This is a genomic window from Pseudomonas sp. X4 (assembly GCF_040784925.1).
GTDB classification, from domain to species: domain Bacteria; phylum Pseudomonadota; class Gammaproteobacteria; order Pseudomonadales; family Pseudomonadaceae; genus Aquipseudomonas; species Aquipseudomonas putida_Z.
On record NZ_CP160798.1, the window covers coordinates 4,979,665 to 5,004,157 of the forward strand.

Annotated in this window: 21 protein-coding genes; 9 read left to right on the forward strand and 12 right to left on the reverse strand. The window is 64.8% G+C overall.

Annotated elements, in window-relative coordinates; genetic code table 11:
• Nucleotides 1–248 precede the first annotated feature (248 nt).
• From ABX298_RS22235 to ABX298_RS22245, 3 genes are read left to right on the forward strand one after another with little or no spacing between them, the layout of a single operon-like run.
• On the forward strand, nucleotides 249–722 hold the full coding sequence (locus ABX298_RS22235; protein ID WP_025338875.1) for a MarR family winged helix-turn-helix transcriptional regulator: 474 nt from the start codon (nucleotides 249–251) through the stop codon (nucleotides 720–722).
• A 30-nt stretch (nucleotides 723–752) separates the two neighbouring features.
• Nucleotides 753–1,946 carry an HlyD family efflux transporter periplasmic adaptor subunit gene (locus ABX298_RS22240; RefSeq protein WP_137163741.1) on the forward strand — a complete coding sequence of 398 codons (1,194 nt, stop codon included), beginning with the start codon at nucleotides 753–755 and terminating at the stop codon, nucleotides 1,944–1,946.
• Entirely contained in the window at nucleotides 1,943–3,478 is a 1,536-nt protein-coding gene (locus ABX298_RS22245) for a DHA2 family efflux MFS transporter permease subunit (RefSeq protein WP_025338877.1), read from the forward strand. The genes ABX298_RS22240 and ABX298_RS22245 overlap by 4 nt, the downstream gene beginning before the upstream one ends.
• Nucleotides 3,479–3,520: 42 nt before the next feature.
• Here the strand turns inward: ABX298_RS22245 and ABX298_RS22250 are convergent, their stop codons facing one another.
• Nucleotides 3,521–4,471 carry an RnfABCDGE type electron transport complex subunit D gene (locus tag ABX298_RS22250; RefSeq protein WP_317409162.1) on the reverse strand — a complete coding sequence of 317 codons (951 nt, stop codon included), beginning with the start codon at nucleotides 4,469–4,471 and terminating at the stop codon, nucleotides 3,521–3,523.
• Entirely contained in the window at nucleotides 4,468–5,868 is a 1,401-nt protein-coding gene (rsxC, locus tag ABX298_RS22255) for an electron transport complex subunit RsxC (RefSeq protein WP_317409163.1), read from the reverse strand. The genes ABX298_RS22250 and rsxC overlap by 4 nt, the downstream gene beginning before the upstream one ends.
• A gap of 251 nt (nucleotides 5,869–6,119) precedes the next feature.
• On the opposite strand from rsxC, the gene ABX298_RS22260 reads away from it, so the two are divergent.
• Entirely contained in the window at nucleotides 6,120–7,136 is a 1,017-nt protein-coding gene (locus ABX298_RS22260) for an FAD:protein FMN transferase (RefSeq protein ID WP_317409164.1), read from the forward strand.
• Between the two features lie 76 nt (nucleotides 7,137–7,212).
• On the forward strand, nucleotides 7,213–7,959 hold the full coding sequence (locus ABX298_RS22265; protein ID WP_061305325.1) for an SDR family oxidoreductase: 747 nt from the start codon (nucleotides 7,213–7,215) through the stop codon (nucleotides 7,957–7,959).
• Between the two features lie 9 nt (nucleotides 7,960–7,968).
• Here the strand turns inward: ABX298_RS22265 and ABX298_RS22270 are convergent, their stop codons facing one another.
• From ABX298_RS22270 to ABX298_RS22290, 5 genes are all read right to left on the reverse strand, one after another.
• Nucleotides 7,969–9,663, reverse strand: a complete 1,695-nt coding sequence (locus tag ABX298_RS22270) for a response regulator (RefSeq protein WP_367393652.1) — start codon at nucleotides 9,661–9,663, stop codon at nucleotides 7,969–7,971.
• A 63-nt stretch (nucleotides 9,664–9,726) separates the two neighbouring features.
• A complete protein-coding gene (locus tag ABX298_RS22275; protein ID WP_367393653.1) occupies nucleotides 9,727–11,382 on the reverse strand; it encodes an ATP-binding protein in 1,656 nt (551 codons plus the stop codon).
• Between the two features lie 57 nt (nucleotides 11,383–11,439).
• Entirely contained in the window at nucleotides 11,440–12,849 is a 1,410-nt protein-coding gene (gene mapR, locus ABX298_RS22280; protein ID WP_013972935.1) for a GntR family transcriptional regulator MpaR, read from the reverse strand.
• Between the two features lie 50 nt (nucleotides 12,850–12,899).
• On the reverse strand, nucleotides 12,900–14,303 hold the full coding sequence (gene ccoG, locus ABX298_RS22285) for a cytochrome c oxidase accessory protein CcoG (protein ID WP_238066443.1): 1,404 nt from the start codon (nucleotides 14,301–14,303) through the stop codon (nucleotides 12,900–12,902).
• A 121-nt stretch (nucleotides 14,304–14,424) separates the two neighbouring features.
• Nucleotides 14,425–14,664 (reverse strand): DUF3203 family protein, encoded by a 240-nt coding sequence (locus tag ABX298_RS22290; RefSeq protein WP_013972933.1) that lies wholly within the window; start codon nucleotides 14,662–14,664, stop codon nucleotides 14,425–14,427.
• A gap of 249 nt (nucleotides 14,665–14,913) precedes the next feature.
• On the opposite strand from ABX298_RS22290, the gene ABX298_RS22295 reads away from it, so the two are divergent.
• The gene (locus ABX298_RS22295; protein ID WP_013972932.1) at nucleotides 14,914–15,432 is read left to right on the forward strand and encodes an MgtC/SapB family protein; all 519 of its coding nucleotides are present in this window, start codon (nucleotides 14,914–14,916) and stop codon (nucleotides 15,430–15,432) included.
• Nucleotides 15,433–15,964: 532 nt separating this feature from the next.
• On the opposite strand, the gene ABX298_RS22300 is transcribed toward ABX298_RS22295, so the two are convergent.
• From ABX298_RS22300 to ABX298_RS22310, 3 genes are all read right to left on the reverse strand, one after another.
• The gene (locus ABX298_RS22300) at nucleotides 15,965–16,864 is read right to left on the reverse strand and encodes a hydroxymethylglutaryl-CoA lyase (protein WP_367393654.1); all 900 of its coding nucleotides are present in this window, start codon (nucleotides 16,862–16,864) and stop codon (nucleotides 15,965–15,967) included.
• 19 nt (nucleotides 16,865–16,883) lie between these two features.
• Nucleotides 16,884–17,282 (reverse strand): MerR family DNA-binding transcriptional regulator, encoded by a 399-nt coding sequence (locus ABX298_RS22305; RefSeq protein ID WP_013972930.1) that lies wholly within the window; start codon nucleotides 17,280–17,282, stop codon nucleotides 16,884–16,886.
• Nucleotides 17,283–17,480: 198 nt separating this feature from the next.
• Nucleotides 17,481–18,359, reverse strand: coding sequence for a helix-turn-helix domain-containing protein (locus ABX298_RS22310; protein ID WP_075045031.1), 879 nt, complete (start codon nucleotides 18,357–18,359; stop codon nucleotides 17,481–17,483).
• Nucleotides 18,360–18,531: 172 nt separating this feature from the next.
• On the opposite strand from ABX298_RS22310, the gene pobA reads away from it, so the two are divergent.
• Nucleotides 18,532–19,719, forward strand: coding sequence for a 4-hydroxybenzoate 3-monooxygenase (gene pobA, locus ABX298_RS22315; protein WP_075045032.1), 1,188 nt, complete (start codon nucleotides 18,532–18,534; stop codon nucleotides 19,717–19,719).
• A gap of 235 nt (nucleotides 19,720–19,954) precedes the next feature.
• Here pobA and ABX298_RS22320 read toward each other — a convergent pair whose 3' ends face one another.
• Complete coding sequence (locus tag ABX298_RS22320; protein ID WP_286101774.1) at nucleotides 19,955–20,605, reverse strand: ankyrin repeat domain-containing protein; 651 nt, start codon at nucleotides 20,603–20,605, stop codon at nucleotides 19,955–19,957.
• 117 nt (nucleotides 20,606–20,722) lie between these two features.
• On the opposite strand from ABX298_RS22320, the gene ggt reads away from it, so the two are divergent.
• The gene (gene ggt / locus ABX298_RS22325; protein WP_367393655.1) at nucleotides 20,723–22,513 is read left to right on the forward strand and encodes a gamma-glutamyltransferase; all 1,791 of its coding nucleotides are present in this window, start codon (nucleotides 20,723–20,725) and stop codon (nucleotides 22,511–22,513) included.
• Between the two features lie 70 nt (nucleotides 22,514–22,583).
• A complete protein-coding gene (locus tag ABX298_RS22330) occupies nucleotides 22,584–23,465 on the forward strand; it encodes a LysR substrate-binding domain-containing protein (RefSeq protein ID WP_085591441.1) in 882 nt (293 codons plus the stop codon).
• Nucleotides 23,466–23,803: 338 nt separating this feature from the next.
• Here the strand turns inward: ABX298_RS22330 and ABX298_RS22335 are convergent, their stop codons facing one another.
• On the reverse strand, nucleotides 23,804–24,070 hold the full coding sequence (locus ABX298_RS22335) for a hypothetical protein (RefSeq protein WP_075045036.1): 267 nt from the start codon (nucleotides 24,068–24,070) through the stop codon (nucleotides 23,804–23,806).
• Between the last annotated feature and the right edge of the window lie 423 nt (nucleotides 24,071–24,493).

Sequence of the window (24,493 nt, forward strand, 5' to 3'; positions counted from 1 at the left end):
GCGGTCCCTGTGGGAGCGGCCTTGTGTCGCGAAAGGGCTGCGCAGCAGCCCCAGTAATTTGCGCCACAGCCAAGATTGCTGGGGCTGCTACGCAGCCCTTTCGCGACACAAGGCCGCTCCCACAAGAGCCTCCCTCGGCAGGCGAGAGAAGGGGAAAATCATGAAATTTTCCATAGCAACCTAATCAAGGCTTTGACATTCACTGCCTAGGCAGTAATATTTTTACACAATTACCCGAGCAGCCTCCGATGGCCCATTTCTCCCCCGAAAACTTCCAGACCTGCGCCATCGGCATGCTGCTTGGCCGCGCGGCGATCCTCAAGGACCGTATTCTCGACTGGCACCTCGAATCCGAAGGCGTCACCGCCGCGCAGTTCAAGGTGCTGATCATCGTCACCCAGTACCAGGTGGACACCCCGGCCGAGCTGTGCCGCTACCTGGGCCTGGACAGCGGGTCGATGACCCGCATGCTCGACCGCCTCGAGCAGAAGGAGCTGATCGTGCGCAACCGCTGCGCCGACGACCGCCGCCAGGTGCGCCTGGCCCTTACCGCCGATGGCCAGCGCCTGGCTGACCGCCTGCCGGAAATCGGCGCGGCGGCCATGAACGAGTTGTGCGGCGCGCTGGCAGCCGAAGAGCTCGAGACCCTGGAAGGCCTGCTGGCCAAGGTCCTGCTCGCTGCCGGCGACCCGTTGACGATCCGCCGCTTCGGCGATCGTTGAACCCTGTCACGAATTTTCCAAGGTATTGTCATGGCCACTCCCGCAGACACCCCGACTCCCTCCGCCGCGCCCGAACCGTCGCGCAAGCGCAAGGCCTGGCTGCTTGGCCTGGTGTTGCTGCTGATCCTTGCCGGCGTCGGAGCCTGGGCCTGGTACAGCCTGGTCGGGCGCTGGCACGAAAGCACCGACGATGCCTACGTCAACGGCAACGTGGTAGAGATCACCCCGCTGGTCACCGGCACCGTCACCAGCATCGGTGCCGATGACGGCGACCTGGTCCACGCCGGCCAGGTATTGCTGCAATTCGACCCGGCCGACAGCCAGGTGGCCTTGCAGTCCGCCGAAGCCAGGCTGGCGCGCAGCGTGCGCCAGGTGCGCGGGTTGTACAGCAACGTCGACGCGCTCAAGGCGCAGCTGGAAACCCGCCAGGCCGAGCTGCGCAAGGCCCGCCAGGACTTCAACCGGCGCAAGGTGCTGGCCGACAGCGGTGCGATTGCCGCGGAAGAATTGTCCCATGCCCGCGATGACCTGAGCGTGGCCGAGGCCGCCGTCAACAGTGCGCGCCAACAGCTCAGCACCAGCAGCGCGCTGGTCGACGACACCGTGGTGTCCTCGCACCCCGAGGTGATGGCCGCCGCCGCCGACCTGCGCCAGGCCTACCTCGACCATGCCCGCACCACCCTGGTGGCACCGGTCACCGGCTACGTCGCCAAGCGTACCGTGCAGCTGGGCCAGCGCCTGCAACCGGGCACCGCGACCATGGCGGTGATCCCGCTGGACCAGGTGTGGATCGACGCCAACTTCAAGGAAACCCAGCTACGCGACATGCGTATCGGCCAGCCGGTGCAGATCAGCGCCGACCTGTACGGCAGCGAGGTCAGGTACAGCGGCACGGTCGACAGCCTTGGCGCCGGCACCGGCAGCGCCTTCGCCCTGTTGCCGGCGCAGAATGCCACTGGTAACTGGATCAAGATCGTCCAGCGCGTGCCGGTACGCATCCACCTCAGCCCCGACCAGCTCAAGGACCACCCGCTGCGCATCGGCCTGTCCACCGTGGTCGAGGTCGACCTGCACGACCAGAGCGGCCCGGCCTTGGCCCAGCAGCCACCGCAGCAGGCCAGCTACACCACCCAGGTGTATGACCGCCAGCTGGTCGAAGCCGACAACCTGATCGCCCGGCTGATCCACGAAAACAGCGCAACCGGCAAGACGGCCCAGCGATGAGCAACAACGCTGCTGCCCAGTTCACGCCACCGAGCCTGCTGCTGACCACCATCGGCCTGTCGCTGGCGACGTTCATGCAGGTGCTCGACACCACCATCGCCAACGTGGCCTTGCCGACCATTTCCGGCAACCTGGGGGTGAGCTACGAGCAGGGCACCTGGGTCATCACTTCGTTCGCGGTGAGCAACGCCATCGCCTTGCCGCTGACCGGCTGGCTCAGCCGGCGGTTTGGCGAGGTGAAGCTGTTCATCTGGGCCACGCTGCTGTTCGTGCTGGCCTCGTTCCTGTGCGGTATCGCCCAGTCGATGCCGGAACTGGTCGGTTTTCGCGTGTTGCAGGGCGTGGTGGCCGGGCCGTTGTACCCGATGACCCAGACCTTGCTGATCGCCGTCTACCCGCCGGCCAAGCGCGGCATGGCCCTGGCGCTGCTGGCGATGGTCACGGTGGTGGCGCCGATTGCCGGGCCGATTCTCGGGGGCTGGATCACCGACAGCTACAGCTGGCCGTGGATCTTCTTCATCAACGTGCCCATCGGCCTGTTCGCCGCCGCCGTGGTGCGCCAGCAGATGCGCACCCGGCCGGTGGTCACCAGCCGCCAGCCAATGGACTACATCGGCCTGCTGACGCTGGTCATCGGCGTTGGCGCGTTGCAGGTGGTGCTGGACAAAGGCAATGACCTGGACTGGTTCGAGTCGTCGTTCATCATTGTCGGCAGCCTGATCTCGCTGGTGTTCCTGGCGGTGTTCGTGATCTGGGAACTGACCGACCGTCACCCGGTGGTCAACCTGCGCCTGTTCGCGCACCGCAACTTCCGCGTCGGCACCATCGTGCTGGTAGGGGGCTATGCCGGGTTCTTCGGCATCAACCTGATCCTGCCGCAGTGGCTGCAGACGCAGATGGGCTATACCGCTACCTGGGCCGGCCTGGCGGTGGCGCCGATCGGCCTGTTGCCGGTGCTCATGTCGCCGTTCGTGGGCAAGTACGCGCACCGCTTCGACCTGCGTGTGCTGGCCGGGCTGGCGTTCCTGGCGATCGGCAGCAGCTGCTACATGCGTGCCGGGTTCACCAGCGAGGTGGACTTCCAGCATGTGGCGCTGGTGCAGCTGTTCATGGGTATTGGCGTGGCGCTGTTCTTCATGCCGACCTTGAGCATCCTGCTGTCCGACCTGCCACCGCAGCAGATTGCCGATGGCTCGGGCCTGGCGACCTTCCTGCGTACCTTGGGCGGCAGTTTCGCGGCGTCGCTGACCACCTGGATCTGGATTCGCCGGGCGGACCAGCACCATGCCTACCTGAGCGAGCACATCAGCCAGTTCGACCCGGCCACGCGGCATACCCTGGAGCAGCTGGGCGGGGCCAGCCCGCAGAGCTATGCGCAGCTGGAGCAGATACTCAACGGGCAGGCGTACATGATGTCGACGGTGGACTACTTCACCCTGATGACCTGGGTGTTTGCCGGGTTGATCCTGCTGGTGTGGTTCGCCAAACCGCCCTTTACCGCCAAGGCGGGGCCGGCGTCGGCAGGGCACTGAGCCGGGCCAGAACAAGGCCCGGGCTCAGTGCCAAATGCCAGGTCAGGCACTCGCTGCTGCGTACCAGGGCCGCTGCATGCGCAGCACCAACCGGTCGATTTGCGGCACCAGCAGGTTGCCGGCCAGCACGGCGAAGCAGAGGCCATCGGCGTACAGCCCGAACTCGCGAATCAGCTCGGTCAGCGTGCCGACGGTCACGCCGAAGAGGATGCGACCGGCGCGGGTATCGGGGCTGGTGACCGGATCGGTGGCGATGAAGAAGGCGGTGAAGAGATAGCCGCCGAGGCTGAGGTTGTACACGGCTTCCTGCAGGCTGTGGCCGGCGGCCATGCACAGCAATACTGTGCTCGCGATCATCGCCAGCGGAATCTCGATGCGGATCACCCGCAGCGAAGCCAGCAGCAAACCGCCGGCAATGTAGCCGTACCCCGACAGGTTGTGGGTGACATGGGTGAACTCGTTCTGCGCCAGTTGAGTGGCGCCAGCGAACGCATCGAGTTCCAGGCGTGGCGCCAACTGTAGCTGTTGCAGCAGAACCGCCTTGGCGTCCAGGGCTGCGGTCCAGGGGGCATGGTTCGATGGCGCGGGGTACAACTGCTGGTAGAAGCAGATGGCAACCACTCCCAGGCCAACCATGGCAGGGTTGAGGCGGTTGCGGCCAAGGCCTCCACTGGCGTGCTTGCACAGTGCCAGAGCGGCAAAGCTGGCCAGGGCGATCATCCACAACGGCACCATCAGCGGCAATGCCCGAGCCAGTATCAGGCCCAGCACCAGCCAGCTGAGGTCGCTCAAACCCTTGCGTACGTCATGCCCGCGCAGGCGCAGCAGGGCGGCTTCGAAGCCCAGGGCGAACAGCACGCACCAGAAGGTCTGCAACCAGACCACGACACCGAATTGCCAGGCATACAGGACGGTGCCCGGCAGCAGGCACAGGACGACCAGCAGCATCACCGTGCGCAGCCGTTGCGGGATGGGGTGGCGTATCAGGCTCATGCGCGGACCTCCGTCTTGCTCTGGCGGAAGCGTTCGCGCAGCGGGATATTGCTCGGGCAGATGCTGCTGCAGCTGCCGCATTCGATGCAGGCGTCCAGGCGCAGCTGTTGCAGGCTGGCCTTGTCCAGGCGTTCGGCAGCAGCGTAGAGGTCCAGCGGCCGCAGCGACATCGGGCAGACATCCACGCAGCGCGTGCAGCGAATGCAACTGCTGGCGGGGCGAGCAGCCGGCAGGTAGCGCTCGGCGCCGAATATCAGGCAACTGCTGGTCTTGCTGACGAAGGCGTTGGCGTCCGGTAGCGGCTGCCCCATCATCGGGCCGCCGACCTGGGTCAGCTGCCCAGTGGAGGACGCGCCAGCAATCGCGCGCAGTTCGCTGACCGGGTAACCCACCGGCACCCGCACATTGCCCGGGCGCTCGCAGTCACCGGTCAGGGTCAGCACGCGGCTGGTCAGTGGTTCGCCCTGGAAGACGGCCCGGCCCAGTGCGTAGAGGGTTGCGACATTCAGCGCCAGCACGCCGATATCGGCGGGGCGGCTCCCCGGGGCCAGGTTGCGGCCACTGAGGCTCTTGATCATCAACGGCTGCCCACCTGCCGGGTAACGCTCCGGAAGTGGACAAATCTCGACCCGGGTGCGCGCTTGGCGAGCGGCGGCACGTAACGTGGTCATCGCCTCCGGCTTGTTGGTTTCGATGCCGAAACGGGTAGTCGTTATTCCCAGCAGCGCGGCGACATAGTCGGCGGCCTCGATCAACGCTTCGGCATTCTCACGCATGAGGCGGTCATCGCAGGTAAGGAAGGGCTCGCATTCGGCACCGTTGATCAGCAGCAGATCGGGCTGCTGTGCGCCGGCCAGCTTGAGGGCAGTCGGGAACCCCGCACCACCAAGGCCGACTATGCCCATCTGCAATGCGCGCTCGACCAGCGCCTCTGGCGTTTGCGGCAGGCCCGGCGCCGGGCGTTCGAGCCACTCATCCAGGCCATCTGCGTTCAGGATGACGGCCATGACCGGCTCGGCCGAGTCGGCCGCGAAGACGTGATCGATCCGTTCCACGATGCCGGAAGTACTGGCATGCACCCAGGCGGTGGTGTTGTCGCCAATACCGATCACTTCGCCCTTGCTAACATGCTGCCCCGGCTGCACGCAAGGCTGGACAAACCGCCGACCCCGCCCGAGCGGGATCGCCAGCTGGATTTTTCCGATTGCGACCGGGGCAACCGGGGTGGCGTTGGACAGTTCCTTGTATCCCCTGAGCTCGATCCCTCCATGCCAACTACGCTGAGAGGATGAGGCGATGGCCAGCAGACGGCGCCAGAAAGGTTTCTGTTGCGGCTGACGCTGGGCGCGGATGCGGCTCTGCAGGCGTTCGACGCTCTGCAACGAATGGCTAGACATTTACTGTCCTCCAATTTTTGGGCAATGAACGCCCCTGTGCGCTTATGCACATGGTTGTTTTATTGCTTCCGGGACGTTAAGCGGAAAGGGAGGGGGGATGATTGATCACCCGCGCAGATCAGAGTGCTCGATGAGGATTTTGTTCGGTTTTTGACCAGGTTTGCTGATGAACGGTAGGCCAATTGCCATCTCGCAATTCTGGTGAAATAACCTGCGCCGCGAACGGGCGGCCAGAGTCGGCGAGGTGTCGAATGATGCGCGCAAGCCTGCTGGTGATGCTGGTGACATTGCTGTATGGCTGCGGCGATAGGATTGAACGCTTTGGCGGGCCGACCATGGGCAGCACGTATTCGATCCAGTACGTACCCACCGCGCAGGCGCCCGGCGCGCAGCAGGTAAAGGCCGAAGTCGAGAGGATTCTCGAGGCGCTCGACAAGCAGTTTTCCAACTGGCGCGGCGATTCCGTGGTTGCCCGCTTCAACGCTCTGCCGGCCGGCGCCTGTCAGGCGGTGCCGGAAGAGATGCAGCATTTGCTGGTGTACGGTGTGTCTCTGTTCCGCGAGAGTGGCGGGGCTTTCGACCTGACGGTCTTGCCATTGATGAACCTCTGGGGCTTCGGCCCGCAGTCACGCGGCAGGCAGGTGCCGGACGCCAGCGCACTGGCACGGGAGCAGGCACGGGTAGGGTTGCAGCACTTGCACCTGGATGGAGAAAAGCTGTGCAAGGATGTGGCGGCGCAGCTGGATTTCGACAGCATGCTCGCCGGTTATGCAGTGGATCGGGTGGGTGACCGGCTTGCGGCCCTGGGTATCCAGGCCTATCTGGTCGAGATCACCGGTGAACTCAAGGGCGTCGGCCGCAAGCCGGATGGCTCGCCCTGGCGCATCGCCCTCGAGGTGCCGAGTGGCGGGGGCGAGCAGCAAGTGGAGCGCGCCATCGCCCTGGATGGCTACGGCGTTGCCACCGCCGGCGATTACCGCAACTATTTCAAGGAAGGTGGCCAGCGCTATTCGCACACCTTCGACCCCCGTGTCGGCAGGCCGGTCAAGCACGCGCTGGCGGCAGTGTCGGTGGTCGACCCTTCGGTGCTGCGTGCCGATGCCCTCGATACATTGTTGATGGTGCTCGGCCCGGAGGAAGGCTATGCCTTCGCCGAGCGGCATGAAATAGCTGCCTACTTCATCATGCACCAAGGGCTGGGTTTCGTTGCGCGGGCGACGCCGCGATTCGAGACGTTGTTTCCTCAGCAGGGCACGCCCAGGCAGTAGCAGCAGGAAAGGTCATTCCCACGCGCAGCCTTTTCCCCTATTGTCGATGCTCCCTTTCCAAACGATTGGCAGATCCATGGAGAAAGTCATCGTCATCACCGGTGCCAGCCGCGGCATCGGCGCCGCCACGGCGCTGCTGGCCGCCCGCCAGGGCTACCGCATCTGCATCAACTACCACGCCGACGACCAGGCCGCCGAGGACATCCTCGGCCAGGTCCGCGCCCTGGGCGCCAAGGCCATCACCGTGCGCGCCGACGCCAGTGTCGAGGATGAGGTCATCCAGCTGTTCCAGCGCGTGGACGAAGAACTCGGCCCAGTCACTGCGCTGGTCAACAACGCAGGCACCATCGGCCAGCAAAGCCGGGTCGAGGACATGTCCGAATTCCGCCTGCTCAAGGTCATGAAGACCAACGTCGTCGGCCCCATGCTCTGCGCCAAGCACGCACTGAAGCGCATGGCACGCCGGTACGGCGGGCCGGGCGGGGCCATCGTCAACGTGTCGTCGGTGGCCGCACGCCTGGGCTCGCCCAACGAATACGTGGACTATGCCGCTTCCAAGGGCGCCCTCGACACCTTCACCATTGGCCTGGCAAAGGAAGTGGCAGGCGAGGGCGTGCGGGTAAATGGTGTGCGGCCAGGCTACATCCATACCGGGTTCCACGCGCTGTCGGGCGACCCCGACCGGGTCAGCAAGCTCGAGCCCGGCTTGCCCATGGGCCGCGGCGGGCGCCCCGAGGAAGTGGCCGAGGCCATCCTCTGGCTGCTCTCGGACAAAGCCTCGTACTCCACCGGCAGCTTCATCGACCTGGGCGGCGGGCGCTGAGCGCGCCGGTCAATCCTCCAGCAGCGTGCGTACCCGTTCGGCCAGCACTTCCAGCTCGAACGGCTTGGTCAGCACCTGAGTGCCTTGCAGCAACTGGCCGTCACTGAGCGCCGCGCTTTCGTCGTAGCCAGTGATGAACAGCACCCTGAGGTCGGGATGGCGCTCGCGGCAACGTTCAGCCAACTGGCGGCCATTCAGGCCGCCGGGCAGGCCGATATCGCTCAACAGCAGGTCTGGCCGCTCGCCAGCTTGCAGGTGGGCGAGGGCGGCCGGGCCGTTCTCGAATGCATCGACCCGATAACCCAGTTCTTCCAGCACCTCGCAGACGACCACGCGCAAGGCGGCCTGGTCTTCGACCAGCAGGATACGCTGCGTGGCGCTGCTGCTTTTTTCCAGCAATGTGCGCGGTGGCCTGGGGGCGGAGGCTTCGGGGTGCTGGTGGTGGCGGGGAAGCAGCAGCTCGATGCGGGTGCCTTCGCCAAGTGTCGACAACACCCGTAGCTGCCCGCCCGACTGGCGCACGAAACCATAGGTCATCGACAAGCCCAGCCCAGTGCCGTGGCCCATCGGCTTGGTGGTGAAGAACGGGTCGACGGCGCGCTCGGCCACCTCCGCCGACATGCCATTGCCGTTGTCGCTGATGCTCAGCCGTACGTATTCGCCAGCTGGCAGTTCCAGTGCACGGGCTTGCTGGTCGTCGAGCAGCAGGTTGTCACCGAGGATATCGATCACGCCGCCGGCGGGCATGGCATCGCGGGCATTGATGCACACGTTGAGCAGGGCGCTTTCCAGTTGCGGCGGGTCGATGAAGGTCGGCCACAGCTGGCAGGGGAATTGGCTGGTCAGGGTGATGGAGGGACCGATGGTGCGGCGCAGCAGCTCTTCCATGCCGCCCACCAGCGTGGCCACCTGCGTGGAGCAGGGCTGCAGGGTCTGCTGACGGGAGAATGCCAGCAGCCGGTGTACCAGCGAAGAGGCCCGCTGCGCCGAGTCGCTGGACAGCTTCAGCAACGGCTCCAGGGCGTCGAAACGGGATTGTTCCAGGCGTTGGCGCATCAGCTCCTGGGCACTGAGGATGCCGCCCAGCAGGTTGTTGAAGTCGTGGGCGATGCCGCCACTGAGCTGGCCGACCGCTTCCATCTTCTGTGCCTGGCGCAGGGCTTCCTCGGCCTTGGCCTGTTCTGCCAGTGCCGCATTCACCCGTTGTTCCAGCTCCTCGTTCAGGCGCTGCAGGGCCTGCTCTGCCCGTCGGCGTGCGGTGACGTCCTTGAACAGTACCGCCACCTGGCGCTTTTCGGCCGGCTCTACACGGAAGGTGGTCACCGACAACACATGGCCGGTGGCGACCAGCTCCTGCTCGAAATGCAGCGGCTCGCCCGTGCGCAGCACCGCGCCATAACGAGCGACCCAGTCGTCTGCCTCATCGGGCACCATCTCGCGCAGTTTCTGCCCGACCACGTTGGGGATGCCGGCGTGCTTGGCATAGGCCGCATTGGCCAGCACATGCACATAGTCGCTCAGTGGGCCGTGCGGGCCGTCGAAGAACTCGATGATGCAGAAGCCCTCGTCCATGGTGTCGAACAGCGAGCGGTAGAAGTCCTGGTCGTGTTGCTGATGGCTTGCCAGGCGGGCTTCCAGCAGCGCGTTCTGTTGCTGCAGGGCTTCGACTTGTTGGCGCAGTGAAAGCAGGTCGCGGGAGGGCATGCCGACGTCCGACAGTGGATGAAGCCCAGACTTTAGCGTGTTCGGCAACAGGCGAATAGCCAGTCAAGGCGGGTGTGGCGCAATGCCCAGCAGCCGCTCGATCCGTTCGCCAAGGGTGCTCAGGTCGAAGGGTTTGTGCAGCAGTTCGGTGCGCCTGTCGGGCCGGGCAAAGTGCACCGTATCGGCAGCGTCGTAGCCGGTAATCAGCAATACCGGGGCATGCTCCACAAGGTTTTGGTAGGCCTCTGCAAGCTGGTAGCCGTCAACCCGCCCAGGCAGGCCGACATCGGTGATCAGCAAGTCCGGTGGCGGCCCTTCCTGCAACGACTCAAGCGCCGGGTGGCCGCCCTCGAAAGCTTGTACCTGGTAGCCCAGCTCCGTCAGCACTTCGACCAGCACCAGGCGCAAGGCCGGTTGGTCCTCCACCAGCATGATCCGGCACCCGCGCGCATGCAGGGGCGCGGTGGCGGATGTGGCTGGCTCGTCGTTGCAGGTTGCGGGAGCGCTCCGGTCTCGGGGCAGGTACACGTGAACGCAAGTGCCTTGCCCGGCGACGCTGTCGATCAGCAACTGCCCCCCGGACTGGCGAACAAAGCCATAGACCATGGACAATCCCAGGCCGGTGCCCTGGCCCAGTGGCTTGGTGGTGAAGAAGGGTTCGAGGGCGCGTTGCAGCACTTCACTGGACATGCCCACGCCGGTGTCCTCGACTCGAATGTGCAGGTAGTGGCCCGTCGGCAGGTCCAGGCGCTTGGCTTCGGCCGCTGCGAGATCGGCGTTTTCGCAACCGATGCGCAAGGTGCCGCCCAGCGGCATGGCGTCACGGGCGTTGATGCACAGGTTGAGCAGGGCGTTCTCCAGCTGTTGCGGGTCGATGCGGATCGACCATTGCGCAGTCAGCGTGCGGTCCTGGAAGTCAATGTGCGGGCCGGTCGAGCTGCGGATCAGGTCATGCATGTCTGCGATCAGGCGCTGCACATCCACCGCTTGTGGCAGCAGCGTCTGCTGGCGCGAAAAGGCCAGCAACCGCTGCACCAGGGCTGAGGCGCGCAGTGCGTTGCTGCGGCCGAGCTCGAGCATGCGGGCGGTGTCGGCAAAGCGTTGCTGGCCCAGGCGTTGCTCTGCCAGCTCCAGTGCGCCAAGCAGGCTGCCCAGCAAGTTGTTGAAGTCGTGGGCGATGCCACCGGTCAACTGGCCGACCGCCTCCATTTTCTGCGACTGGCGCAGGGCTTCTTCGGCCTGGCGCAGGCGTTCCTGCTCGGCCACGCGCTCGGTGATGTCATAGGCGAACAGGTACCCGCCCTGGACTTGCTGCTGCGCATCGTGCAACGGGTGGTAGCGAATCTCGTAATGGCGCGGGGCGTCAGGTGGGCCGAGGGTGATGGTGTCGATGAAGGCTTCGCCGGCCAGCACGCGTGGCCACACCGGTGCCAGGCGGCCCATGATGTCAGGCTGGTTGAGCAAGAACTGTGGCACGTAATCGCCGATCTGCGGCACGAAACCACGGTAATGCGCGAAGGTTTCCCGGGCCATGCGGTTGATCGCTATCAGGCGCATGCTGCGGTCGGCAGCAAACACGTTGGCCAGGCTGTTGTCGAGCAATTCGCCTAGTAGCCGGTTGTGGGCCTGTGCAGTGTCGTCGCGCTCGGCCAGGCGAGCTTCCAGTTCTGCGACACGCGCTTGCAGCTGTGCCAATGACGGGAGCGAATCTGCTTGCATGGCGAGGGCCCGGTGAGCGGATCGGGCAACTATAGTCGCCCACCGGGGTACCAGCCATCAGAACGAGCGGATGATCCGCCCCAGGGTTTCCATGGCCCGTTCGGCATCCTCGTGCCAGGGGCTGCCGTAGTTCAGGCGGATGCAGTTGCCGAAGCGCCGGGTGGGCGAGAAGATCGGCCCGGGGGCGATGCTGATGCCTTGGGCCAAGGCCATGTGGAACAGCTTGAGAGCGTCCATCTGTTCGGGCAGCTCCAGCCACAGGAAGTAGCCGCCGGACGGTTGGCTGACCCGCGTCTGCGCCGGAAAGTGCCGGGCGATGGCCGCCAGCATGTTGGCCTGCTGGCCTTCCAGGGCATAGCGCAGCTTGCGCAGGTGGCGGTCGTAGCCACCGTGCTGCAGGTAGTCGGCGATGGCCGCCTGGGCCGGCATCGAGGCACACAGCGAGGTCATCAGCTTGAGCCGTTCGATCTTCTGCGCAAAGCGCCCGGCTGCCACCCAGCCGATGCGGTAGCCGGGTGCCAGGCTCTTGGCGAACGAGCCGCAGTGCATCACCAGGCCCTGGGTGTCGAAGGCCTTGGCCGGCTTGGGTGCCTGTTGCGCGTAGTACAGTTCGGCGTACACGTCGTCTTCGATCAATGGCACCTGATGACGCGCCAGCAGCTCCACCAGTGCCTGCTTTTTCGCCTCCGGCATGCTGGCGCCCACCGGGTTCTGGAAGTTGGTCATGCACCACACGGCCTTGACCGGGTGCTTCTCCAGCGTTTGCGCCAGCACGCCCAGGTCCATGCCTTCGCGCGGGTGCACAGGGATTTCCACGGCCTTGAGCTTGAGCCGCTCCAGTACCTGCAGGCAGGCATAGAAGGCGGGCGCTTCGATGGCCACCAGGTCACCGGGCTGGGTGACGGCCTGCAGGCACAGGTTCAAGGCTTCCAGCGCGCCGTTGGTGATCAGCAGCTCCTCCATCGGCAACATCAGCCCGCCAACCATGTAGCGCAGGGCAATCTGCCGGCGCAGCTGCGGGTTGCCGGGTGACAGGTCGGTCACCACCATGCGCGGGTCCATGCTGCGGCTGGCGCTGGCCAGCGAGCGCGACAGGCGTTGCAGCGGAAACAGCTCGGGGCTGGGGAAGGCCGAGCCGAACGGCACGGTGTTGGGGTCCTTGATCGAGTCGAGGATCGAGAACACCAGCGCGCTGACGTCGACGTCGGTGGACTCGCTGACCGGCTGCAATGCCTGCGGCTCGCTGAACTGGCGCGGGGCGTGGGCGTTGACGAAATAGCCCGAGCGCGGCCGGGCGCGGATCAGCCCGCGCCGCTCCAGCAGGTAGTAGGCCTGGAACACGGTGGACGGGCTGACCCCGTGGGTCTGGCTGGCATAGCGCACCGAGGGCACGCGCTGGCCGGGGCCCAGCACCCCGGAGCGGATCAGTTCGGCGATGTCGTCGGCAAAGCGTTCGTAGCGTTTCATTCTGGCCTTCTGTCGAAGCCTGGCAGGCAAGGTGGAGTCAGTGTAAGGGATCAGCGGTTCAGCGGTGCGACGAAGCGGCTGTGGGCCACGCTGCGGATGGCGGGGTCGTCGCGCTCGCTGATCTCGAAGCTCAGCGTCTGCGAGCTGCTGGCCGGGCGCTCGGCGAGCATCGCCACCGACACCGGCAGCTCACTCATTTCACCGGCCGGGATCATGAATGAGGTCTTGCCCTGCAGGCTGAAGCCGTCGGCGTCCAGCAGGCGCAGCTGGTAGTGCCGGGTGCTTTCGGTCTTGTTGATGACCTTGAGCAGGTAGATGTTCTCGATCTGGCCCTGGGCATTCTCGCGGAACAGGCCGCGGTCCTTGATCACATCCAGCGACACCATCGGGCGCAGCTGCAAGGCCACCACCAGCGCCGCGATCATCACCCCCAGCGCGGCGGCGTAGCCCAGCAGGCGCGGGCGCAGCCAATGGGTGGTGCCACCTTGCAGGCTGCGTTCGGACTTGTAGCCGATCAGGCCACGGGCGTAGCCCATTTTGTCCATTACCCCGTCACAGGCATCGATGCACGCCGCGCAACCGATGCACGCCATTTGCAGGCCATCGCGGATATCGATGCCGGTGGGGCACACCTGCACGCACAAGGTGCAGTCGATGCAGTCGCCCAGGCCCTGGGCGCGGAGGTCGCTGCCTTTCTTGCGCGGGCCACGGGCTTCGCCGCGCCGCGGGTCATAGGCGACCGCCAGGGTGTCCTTGTCGAACATCACGCTCTGGAAGCGTGCATAGGGGCACATGTGCAGGCACACCGCTTCGCGCAGCAGGCCGGCATTGATGTAGGTGGCGGCGGTGAAGAACAGCACCCAGAACAGCGCCACGCCGCCCAGTTGCAAGGTGAACAGCTCCGCGGCCAGTGGGCGGATCGGGGTGAAGTAGCCGACGAAGGTCAGCCCGGTGAGCACGCCAATGGCCAGCCACAGGCTGTGCTTCAGCGTGCGCCGGGCCAGTTTGTTCAGGCTCCAGGGCGCGGAAGCCAGCTTGATGCGCTGGTTGCGGTCGCCCTCGGTGACCTTTTCGCACCACATGAACAGCCAGGTCCAGGTGCTCTGCGGGCAGCTGTAGCCGCACCACACTCGGCCGGCATACACGGTGATGGCGAACAGGCCAAAGGCGCAAATGATCAGCAGCGCCGACAGCAGGATGAAGTCCTGCGGCCAGAAGGTGGCGCCGAAGATGTGGAATTTGCTGTTGCCCAGGTCCCACAGCACGGCCTGGCGGCCGTTCCAGTTCAGCCAGGCGGTGCCGAAGAACAGCACGAACAGGGCGCCGGCGAAGCCGATGCGCAGGTTGCGGTACAGCCCGGTGAAGCTGCGGGTATGGATGCCATTGTCGGCGCGGCGCGGCTGGGGGCTGGCTGGGGCGGTGGCGATCTCTGTGAAAGGGATTCTATCGTTCATGGCTCGGTGCTCATCAGGCCTCGATCAGGCATGAGCACTATGGCCCTGAGGCTGTTATCAGCACAGGCTCAGATTTTGCGATAAAAACCGTATCAGATTTCCGGGCAGGCCCCGCCAGGCCTCAGATTACCGAGCCTGGCGTGCTGGCCTTCAGATGCCTGCGGCTATCCACCGCACCCGCCACGGTCAGTGCATCGGCCTCGGCTTCGGTGATGGGCACGCGCTGGCCGGCCAGCAGGGCCACGGACATGCGCAGCTGTTCGTCGGTGACGATTTCGATGGACGGGCCATCACCCTCGATGCGCAGGTCTTCGGCGATCAGGGTGCAGCGGCGGGTGGTTTCGTCGATTTCAATGGGCATGGAGTGGTCCTCCTGGGGGTTACAGGGGTGGACCACAGGGCGGGGCGGGTTGCTGCATCCGGAAGCTGAGCGGCACTTTGTCATTTGCCCGGAGGTCAACCCTTGCAGATGGCAGGCCCGGCCTCTTCGCGGGTAAACCCGCTCCCACAGGTACTGCATTGCATTGAAACCTGTGCAAACCCTGTGGGAGCGGGTTTACCCGCGAAGAGGCCGGGCCTGGCAATGCAATACTCAGGCAGGGGAAAAGCAATGGACCTCATCTGGCAAGCAATCCAGGCCGAATTCGCCGATATCACCGACGAGCGCGAGGTCACGCAAATCCTCGTACGCCTGCTGATGGCAGCCCTGCTCGGCGCCGTGCTGGGCTTCGAGCGCGAGCACAAGGGCAAGGCCGCAGGGGTGCGCACGCATATGCTGGTTTCGCTGGGCGCCGCGCTGTTCGTGCTGGCACCGAGCATGGCCGGGGCCGATGAGCAGGCGCTGAGCCGGGTGATCCAGGGCATTGTCGCCGGTATCGGTTTTCTGGGTGCGGGCACCATTCTCAAGGGTAACGGCCAGGACGCCAGCCATGTGAAGGGCCTGACCACTGCCGCCGGGCTGTGGATGACCGCCGCCATCGGTACGGCAGCCGGCATGGGCCGTGAAGCCACGGCGTTGATCAGCACGATACTGGCCCTGCTGGTGCTGGGCACGATGCCGTTGCTGGTGGACAAGCTCGAAGGGCAGGATGAGGGAAAGCAGGAGGAGGAAGAGGGCAGGAAGCACTGAGGGGAGCCGAAGCTCCCCTCAAAGCGTTGTTGCCTGCTCTTTTTTTATTATTGGGACCGGCCTGTTGTTGTTTTTGTCAGCCTGTCCTGGTGTTGCGGGCGACCCCCATGCGGGGTCAAGAGCAAACGTATTTTTTTGAGCGCTGACCTGCCTTCATCATTGCTGATCCGAACCTGGCTGCCGCTACCTGGAGGTAGTTTTATTGTTCTGTGCCAGACCGCGGGGCGTACCCCTGAAAAGCGTGTCGACTCCAAAAAAATCTGCTTGCTACGCCTCTGCCGTGTTGTTCTTGTTATGTCAGAGCCGTTACCTGTTGTTTTTATTGGGTGTCACATTCTTTTTGTTGTTGTACCAGAGATATAGCAGGGTGCGTGCCAACTTTTGCAAACCCTTTAAAATCAAGCACTTGGCGATTTCGGTCGAAATCGACCGGCCTGAAATTCTGCCGATTTGTTTCCCTGTTACCCGATTTTTTGCTGCAAAACGTGGGGGCGGTAACACTTCACCCACACCAATGTGACACCCGTATGACTTATTGCGCGCTGCGCGCCCGCGCTACCCGCGACCCGTTGTCGCGGCCCAGCACGCTGCTGATGCGGCGGCCGGCGGCGATCAGCAGGTCCAGGTCGATGCCGGTCTCAATGCCCAGCCCCTGCAGCAGGTACACCACGTCTTCACTGGCGATATTGCCGGTAGCGCCTTTGGCATAGGGGCAGCCGCCCAGCCCGGCCACCGAGCTGTCGAACACGCTGATGCCTTCGAGCAGGCTGGCATACACGTTGGCCAGGGCCTGGCCATAGGTATCGTGGAAGTGCCCGGCCAGTTGCTCGCGCGGTACCTGTGCCGCGACCACCTCGAACAGGCGCCGGGTTTCGCCGGCGGTGCCGGTGCCGATGGTGTCGCCCAGCGATACCTCGTAGCAGCCCATGTCATGCAGGGCACGGGCCACCGGGGCGACCTGCTCGGCGCTGACCTTGCCTTCATAGGGGCAGCCGAGCACGCACGACACATAGCCGCGCACGCGCATACCGTGGTTGCGCGCGGCTTCCATGATCGGCTCGAAGCGCTTGAGGCTGTCGCTGATCGAGCAATTGATGTTGCGTTGCGAGAAGGCTTCGGAGGCGGCCGCGAACACCGCCACTTCCTTCACACCGGCGGCCAGGGCGTCCTCGAAACCGCGCAGGTTGGGGGCCAGCGCCGCATAGGTGACACCCGGGCGCTGCTGGATGCCGGCGAACACTTCGGCGGAGCCGGCCATCTGTGGTACCCACTTGGGCGAGACGAAACTGCCCACTTCGATATAGGCCAGGCCCGCCTCGGTGAGGTCGTTCACCAGGCGCACCTTGTCGGCGACGCTGATGGGCTGGGCTTCGTTCTGCAGGCCGTCGCGGGGGCCTACTTCGACCAGGCGGACGTGTTTGGGCAAGGACATGGCGGGTTTCCTGTGGCGTTCAGCGGTTGTCTTTGTTGTTCAGGGTGGCGGCCAGGGCTTGTTCGCAGCGCTCCTGGGCGGTGTCCAGCTCCAGCTGCATCTGGTGGATGTCGAGCATCTGCTGTTCCAGCTGGGCGCGGCGCTCGGCGATTTTCGCCAGCATGCTGTTGAGCTGCTTGAGGTTGCCGCTGGAGGGATCGTACAGCTCGATCAGCTCGCGGCATTCGGCCAGCGAAAAGCCGATGCGCTTGCCGCGCAGGATGAGCTTCAGGCTGACCTTGTCACGCGCCGAATAGATACGCTCCAGTCCACGGCGCTCGGGGCTCAGCAGGCCCTGTTCCTCATAGAAGCGGATGGCGCGGGTGGTGATGTCCAGCTCGCGGGACAGGTCGGAGATACTGTAGGTCTGGGTGCTCATGCTGGGGCTCGGCGTGGGGTATGCGGGTATCCTGAGGGCAGGTTGACGTTTACGTCAAGCAGGGGGCGGGATGTGTGTTGCCTGAACCGGCCTCTTCGCGGGTAAACCCGCTCCCACAGGAAGTGCACAGGCCTTGAGGGCACCGCCGTCCCTGTGGGAGCGGGTTCACCCGCGAAGAGGCCAGAACAGGCGAAAAAGTTACTCAGACAACCCCGACCTGCGATACCCATTCGGTGTCTGCCCACTCAACCGCTTGAACCACCGGGCAAAATAGGTGGGGTCGGTAAAGCCCAGGCTATCCGACAACTGCCCGATGCTCATCCGCGTATAGATCAGGTTGCGCCGCGCCTCCAGCAGCAACCGCTGGTGCACCACCTGCAGCGCGGTCTGCCCACTCAGCGCCCGGCACAGCTGGTTCAGCTGCAAACTCGGAATATTCAGCCGCGCGGCAAAGTCCTCCACCGACAGGTGCTCACGGTAATGCGCCTCGACCAGGCGCAGGTACTGCCCCAGCAACTGGCGGTCGCGTTCATCGCGGTTGCGCGGCGCCTGCCCCAGCTGCTGGCGGCGGCTGATCCACACCATCAGCGCCGTCACCAGCGCCTCGAGCAGTGCCGCCCGCGCCGGGGCGTTGCCCTGGTACTCCTGCTGCAGGGTCTCGATCAGGCTGCGCAGGTGCACCCGGTCCCGGCCCAGCGGGTAACACGCCGCCTTCGCCAGCACCGCCAGCGGCGCGCCCAGGCGCTGCTCCAGGTTGGCCACCAGTGCCGTGCCAAAGGTCAGCACATGCCCCTGGATATCGGCGCTGAAGCGAAAGCCATGCACGGTCATCGGCGGCACCACCTGGATCGCCGCTTCGCTGATGGCGCTGCGCACCCCCTCTACCTCCACCTCGGCCCGGCCGCGTTGCACATACAGCAACTGGAACAGCTCGGCATGCTGGTGCGGCTTGATTTCCCAGTGGTGCAAACGGCTACGCGCCGGGATCGACTCGCAGTGCAGCAGGTCGGTGCCGGGCCAGGCCTGGTTTTCGCCATACAGCTTGAACAAGGGGACGCCGGGGAGGGTGGATTTCATGCGTGCAGGCCTGTCCGTTAATCGAACGTTTTTTGTAAAAGTGCAGGTTATGCATGGGATAGCACACTTCAATGGCTGTTTTTGCCAGTAAAAATGCAAGGGCAAACCCTAACAGCAGATGCCGCCCCACTGCCAGTCCAGGGCCGGCATCGTCCGCACAGAGACAACAACAATGAAAACTCAGGTCGCAATTATTGGTGCAGGTCCGTCTGGCCTGCTGCTGGGCCAACTGCTGCACAAGGCCGGTATCGATACGGTCATCGTCGAACGCCAGACGCCCGAATACGTGCTAGGCCGCATCCGTGCCGGGGTGCTGGAGCAAGGCACGGTCGACCTGCTGCGTGAAGCCGGTGTGGCCGAGCGCATGGACCGTGAAGGCCTGGTACACGAGGGTGTCGAACTGCTGGTCGGCGGGCGCCGCCAACGCCTGGACCTCAAGGCCCTGACCGGTGGCAAGACCGTGATGGTATACGGCCAGACCGAAGTCACCCGTGACCTGATGCAGGCACGTGAAGCCAGCGGCGCGCCGATCATCTATTCGGCAAGCAATGTCCAGCCGCACGAACTCAAGGGCGAACGGCCCTACCTGACCTATGAAAAAGACGGCCAGGTGCACCGGGTGGACTGCGACTACATTGCCGGTTGTGACGGCTTCCACGGTGTCTCGCGGCAGAGCATCCCCGAGGGCATCCTCAAGCAGTACGAGCGGGTCTACCCGTTTGGCTGGCTGGGCATGCTGTCAGACACGCCACCGGTGAACCACGAACTGATCTACGCCCACCACGAACGCGGTTTCGTGCTGTGCAGCCAGCGTTCGCACACCCGTAGCCGCTACTACCTGCAGGTACCGCTGGAAGAGCAGGTAGAGGCGTGGTCCGACGAGCGCTTCTGGGAGGAGCTGAAGGCACGTTTGCCCGAAGACGTGGCTGCGCGCCTGGTCACCGGCCCGGCGCTGGAAAAGAGCATCGCGCCGCTGCGCAGCCTGGTGGTCGAGCCGATGCAGTATGGCCAGCTGTTCCTGGTCGGGGATGCCGCGCATATCGTCCCGCCGACCGGCGCCAAGGGCCTGAACCTGGCGGCATCGGACGTCAACTACCTGTACCGCATCCTGGTCAAGGTGTACCGCGAAGGGCGCACCGACCTGCTGCAGCAGTATTCGCCGCTGGCCCTGCGCCGGGTGTGGAAAGGCGAGCGATTCAGCTGGTTCATGACCCAGCTGCTGCATGACTTCGGCAGCCACAAGGATGCCTGGGACCAGAAGATGCAGGAGGCCGACCGCGAGTACTTCCTGACCTCGCCGGCGGGGTTGGTGAACATTGCCGAGAACTATGTAGGGCTGCCGTTCGAAGAAGTCGCCTGAGGTCCTGTGCTGCCTGTCCTGGCCTCATCGCCGGCAAGCCAGCTCCCACCTCGACCACATCGGCCTCGAGCCAGGCGCTATCCCTGTGGGAGCTGGCTTGCCGGCGATGAGGCCAGGACAGGCAGCACAGAACAGTTGCTCCCACAGGGACCGCGCATGGCTTGGAGTCGATGCGGTCCTGGTGGGAGCTGGCTTGCCGGCGATCACGGGCGAAGCCCGTGCCATGCAACCTTGCCTAGCGGGCCAGTAACGCCTCCATCTCCCGATACCCCCGCTGCCGCGCATGCTCCAGCGCGGTCACCCCATCCTTGTCGGCAATCTGCCGATCCGCCCCGGCCACCAGTAGCCGGCGCACGATCTCCACATGCCGCGGCCCGCCGTCACCGAGGATCACCGCCTCCAGCAGCGCAGTCCAGTGCAGGCGGTTGAGATGGTTCACCTCCACCCCGGCATCGATCAGCAGCTGCACGGTCTCGACATGCCCGCGTTCGGCGGCGGGTATCAGCGCAGTGCCTCCATACCGGTTGGTGCTCTTGAGGTCGGCACCGTGGCTCAAGGTCAGCCGCAGGATGTCGTTCAGGCCACGCGCCCCGGCATACAGGTACGGGCTGTCGTCGATGTTGTCTTTGGCATTCACATCGGCACCGGCCTCGATCAGCGCTTTCGCGGCCGCAACCTGGTTGCCATGGGTGGCCACCAGCAGGGCAGTGCGCCCTTGCTCGTCACGGCTCTCCAGCTGCGCACCTTGTGCCAGCAGTTGTTGCAGGGTGCGCACATCATCGTGACGGGCAGCGTTGTGCAGGCGGTTGTCCATGGCAGTGCTCTCGGCGTGGGCGGCAAGGCTGGTGCACAGGGCGAACAGCATCGCAGCAAGTAGTGAACGCATGGGGCAGGCTCCTCGATGACCTGCCCGCATCCTAGAAAAAACACGCCAGGGCTTGAAGTTAAGTTTGCGCATGACAGACAGTGCCTTGCTGAATAGGTAATGGCAGGAAGCACAACGATGACATTCTCCACCCCCCTGATGGGCGCCTTGTGCCTGGTAGCTGCCAGCGGCTGGGCCTGTGCCGACCAGGTGCTGCCCGCACCACCGGAACTGGCCTCCGGCTACCGCACCGGCCTGCAGCCGGTGCATGCCAGCCGGCACATGGCCGCCGCCGCCAACCCGCTCGCCAGCGAGGCGGGGCGGGCGATGCTGCGTGCCGGTGGTAGCGCCATCGACGCGGCCATCGCCATGCAGATGGTGCTGACCCTGGTCGAACCGCAATCCAGCGGCATTGGCGGCGGGGCGTTCATCCTCTACTGGGATGGGCAGCGCGTACAGGCGTTCGATGGCCGCGAGGCAGCCCCGGCGGCGGTGACGGAAAACCTGTTCCTGCAAGCCGATGGTTCACCGATGCCATTCAGGGCGGCGCAGATCGGCGGGCGTTCGGTGGGCGTACCGGGGGTTCTGCGTGCCCTGAAGCTGGCCCATGAGCAGCACGGCAAGCTGCCCTGGCGCGACCTGTTCGCCCCGGCCATTGCGCTGGCACGTAACGGTTTCGCGGTTTCCGAGCGCCTTCACACGCTGGTGGCGGGCGACCCGTTCATTGCCCGTTCACCGGCCATGGCCCGCTACTTCCTGAATGAACAGGGCAAGCCACTGGCGGTGGGGGCTACCTTGCGCAACCCCGAGCTTGCGCAAACCTTCGAGCAGATTGCCGCGCACGGCCCCGAAGTGTTCTACAGCGGCGAGATCGCCGACGCCATCGTCGCCAAGGTGCGCAGCCATGCCAATGCCGGCTACCTGTCGTTGCAGGATATGCAGCAATACCGGGCCAAGATGCGCGAGCCGCTGTGCGGCCCCTACAAGGCCTGGCGCATCTGTGGCATGCCACCGCCGTCGTCGGGCGGGGTGACGGTGCTGCAGACCCTGGGCATCTTGGAGGCACTGCAGCGGGCTTCGCCACAGCGCGACCTTGCTGCCATGCGGCCGCTGCGCACTTCGTCGGTTGCCGGGCTGGAAGTCCCGCCGCTGGCCGTGCACCTGGTTGCCGAGGCCGAGCGCCTGGCCTATGCCGACCGCGCCCAGTACCTGGCCGACAGCGATTACGTGCCGGTGCCGCTCAAGGCCCTGACCGACTCCGCATACCTGGCCAGCCGCGCTGCGCAGGTCGGCGAGTACAGCATGAAACGCGCCCGCCCGGGCCAGCCGCAGGGGGCCGATCTGGCCCTGGCGCCAGACCGCTCGCCGCTGCGCATCTCCACCTCGCACCTCAGCGCGGTGGACGACCGCGGCCAGGCCCTGGCCATGACCACTTCGGTGGAAGCGGCGTTCGGCTCGCACCTTATGGTCAAGGGCTTTTTGCTCAACAACCACCTGACCGACTTCTCGTTCATCCCCCGGGAACAAGGCAAGCCTGTGGCCAACCGGGTACAACCGGGCAAACGGCCGCTGTCGGCCATGGCGCCGACCCTGGTGTTCTCGCAAGCTTCCGGCGAGCTGGTGGCCAGCCTGGGCTCGCCCGGCGGCTCGCAGATCATCGGCTACGTGAACAAGGCGCTGATCGGCCTGCTGGATTGGCAGCTCGACCCGCAGCAGGCCGCCGGCCTGCCCAACTTCGGCAGCCGCAATGCCGGCACCGAAGTAGAGGCGGGGTTGGCCAGTCCGGCACTGATCCGCCAGTTGGCAGCCTGGGGGCATGAGGTGACGCCGATGATCATGACCAGTGGCATGCAGATCATCCAGCGCAGTGGCGAGGGTTGGTCGGGTGGTGCCGACCCTCGGCGCGAAGGCGTGGCAGTCGGCGACTAGCGGTGCGCGTTGCGGTGCAGCAGGTGGCGTGGTAGAAGTCAGTCTTGCCATTCAGAAGTTGAATATCAAGATGTCCATCAGCGTGAAATCGAATAGGGCCCTGTTCGACCTCGACCTGCTGCGTGCCATTGTCGTGGTGGCCGATTGCGGCAGCTTCACCACGGCTGCTGCGCGGCTGCACTCCACCCAATCGACCATCAGCCAGAAGGTGCGCCGCCTGGAGGATATGGTTGGGCACCGTCTGCTGGTGCGTGGCAATCGCGACGTGCTGCCGACCGACGCCGGGCAGACCCTGCTCGGCTATGCCCGGCACATGCTGGCCCTCAACGATCAGATGCTCGAAGCCTTGGCCGGGGCGATGGTTGGCATGACCGTGCGCCTTGGCGTGCCCGAGGACTTCGTGGGCGGGCGTACCACCAATGCGCTGTCGGCGTTCAGCCGGCTGCACCCGCAGGTGAAGCTGGAAGTGACCAGCGGCCTGTGCCGCGACCTCAGCCAGGCCTACGACAACGGTGAGCTCGACCTGGTGTTGCTCAAGCAGCGGCGCAACAGCCGCGAAGGCGTGGCCTGCTGGCCCGAACGCCTGCAGTGGATCGACAGCGCGCGCACGCCCGCCTTCGAACTGGACCCGATCCCGCTGGTGACCTTCCCGCCCCGCGGCCTGTACCGCGACGACATGATCACCGCCATCGAAGGCATGGGCCGGCGTTGGCGCATCAGCTTCACCAGCTCCAGCCTCAGCGGCATCCAGGCAGCGGTCGCCGATGGCATGGGTATCAGCCTGCTGCCGCCACGGGCGGCCACTGGCGAGCACCGGGTGCTGGGGGCAGGGCAAGGGCTGCCGGAGGTCGACAGCTACGAAATCGTCATCGTCCACCGGCCGACGGCGGATGTGATGGTCAAGGCGTTGGCCGAGGTGATGACTCAATTGCTTGCAGGTGGCGGGATCTGACGAGCTGTGCGGCGATGCAGGATTTGGCAATCTCACGCGATCCCTGTGGGAACGCCGCTCCTACATCGACCGCATCGGTTTCAAGCCATGCGCAGTACGTGGGAGCAACTGTCTTGCTCAAATTCCAAAAGGTGGCGCGATCTGTGTGGGAGCGGCCTTGTGTCGCGAAAGGGCTGCAAAGCAGCCCCAGCAATTTCAACTGTTGCGCATCAACCCTGGGGCCGCGTTGCGGCCCTTTCGCGACACAAGGCCGCTCCCACAGGTACTGCGACAACCTCGAGAGCAATGCTGTACCTGTGGGAGCTGGCTTGCCGGCGATGAGGCCAGTCGACTCTACTTCAATGCCAGGTGATATCCCCGGCCTGTCGGTGGAACAGCAACTCTGTCAGGGCCTTGGTCATCTGAACATGATGCACCGCATTGACCAACATATTGATGCCGGGCTCGCCGGCGTTGGCGCAGATGAATTCGTCCAGCGTGTCTTCGATGCCAGACATCAGCTGAAGGGTGTGGATCAGAGCGTCAACCGAGGGCATGTCCTGGTTGATGGTGTAGAAGGGGCGGGACGTCAGCTTGACGGGTGGGTCGGGGACGAGCTTTTTCATTATGTAATTCCAGCTTCTAGAGGAATGGAACTACCACCTGAATCTTTCTCATGGATTGAAGGTGGCAGCCGTACGCGGGTGTGAGAAAGCCGAGAAGAAGCTAGCAAAGACCCGGCCAGGCGAAAGCCCGCCCACGTACGGCCACCATAGAGGTGCTGCTAGCTTATCTGTCGGGTTCTCATGCCCGGTCACCGAAGCGACCCGGAAACGTTATCCGTGAGGTGTTTCCCCGACAACAGCGATAGTTCGGCAGCGCGCGTAGGATAATTCCTAAGCGGGTTCATTCTGAAGCATTTGGTTTCATGTTCAGAAATGTCTTACAGGTGTTGGCTTTGTTGGCTGTGGGGTGTAGAGCGAGAGGTTGGAGTCAGGGCTCCCATGTGTCCGGCACCACATTTTCAGCGCCTGTGAGATCGAGCGCCG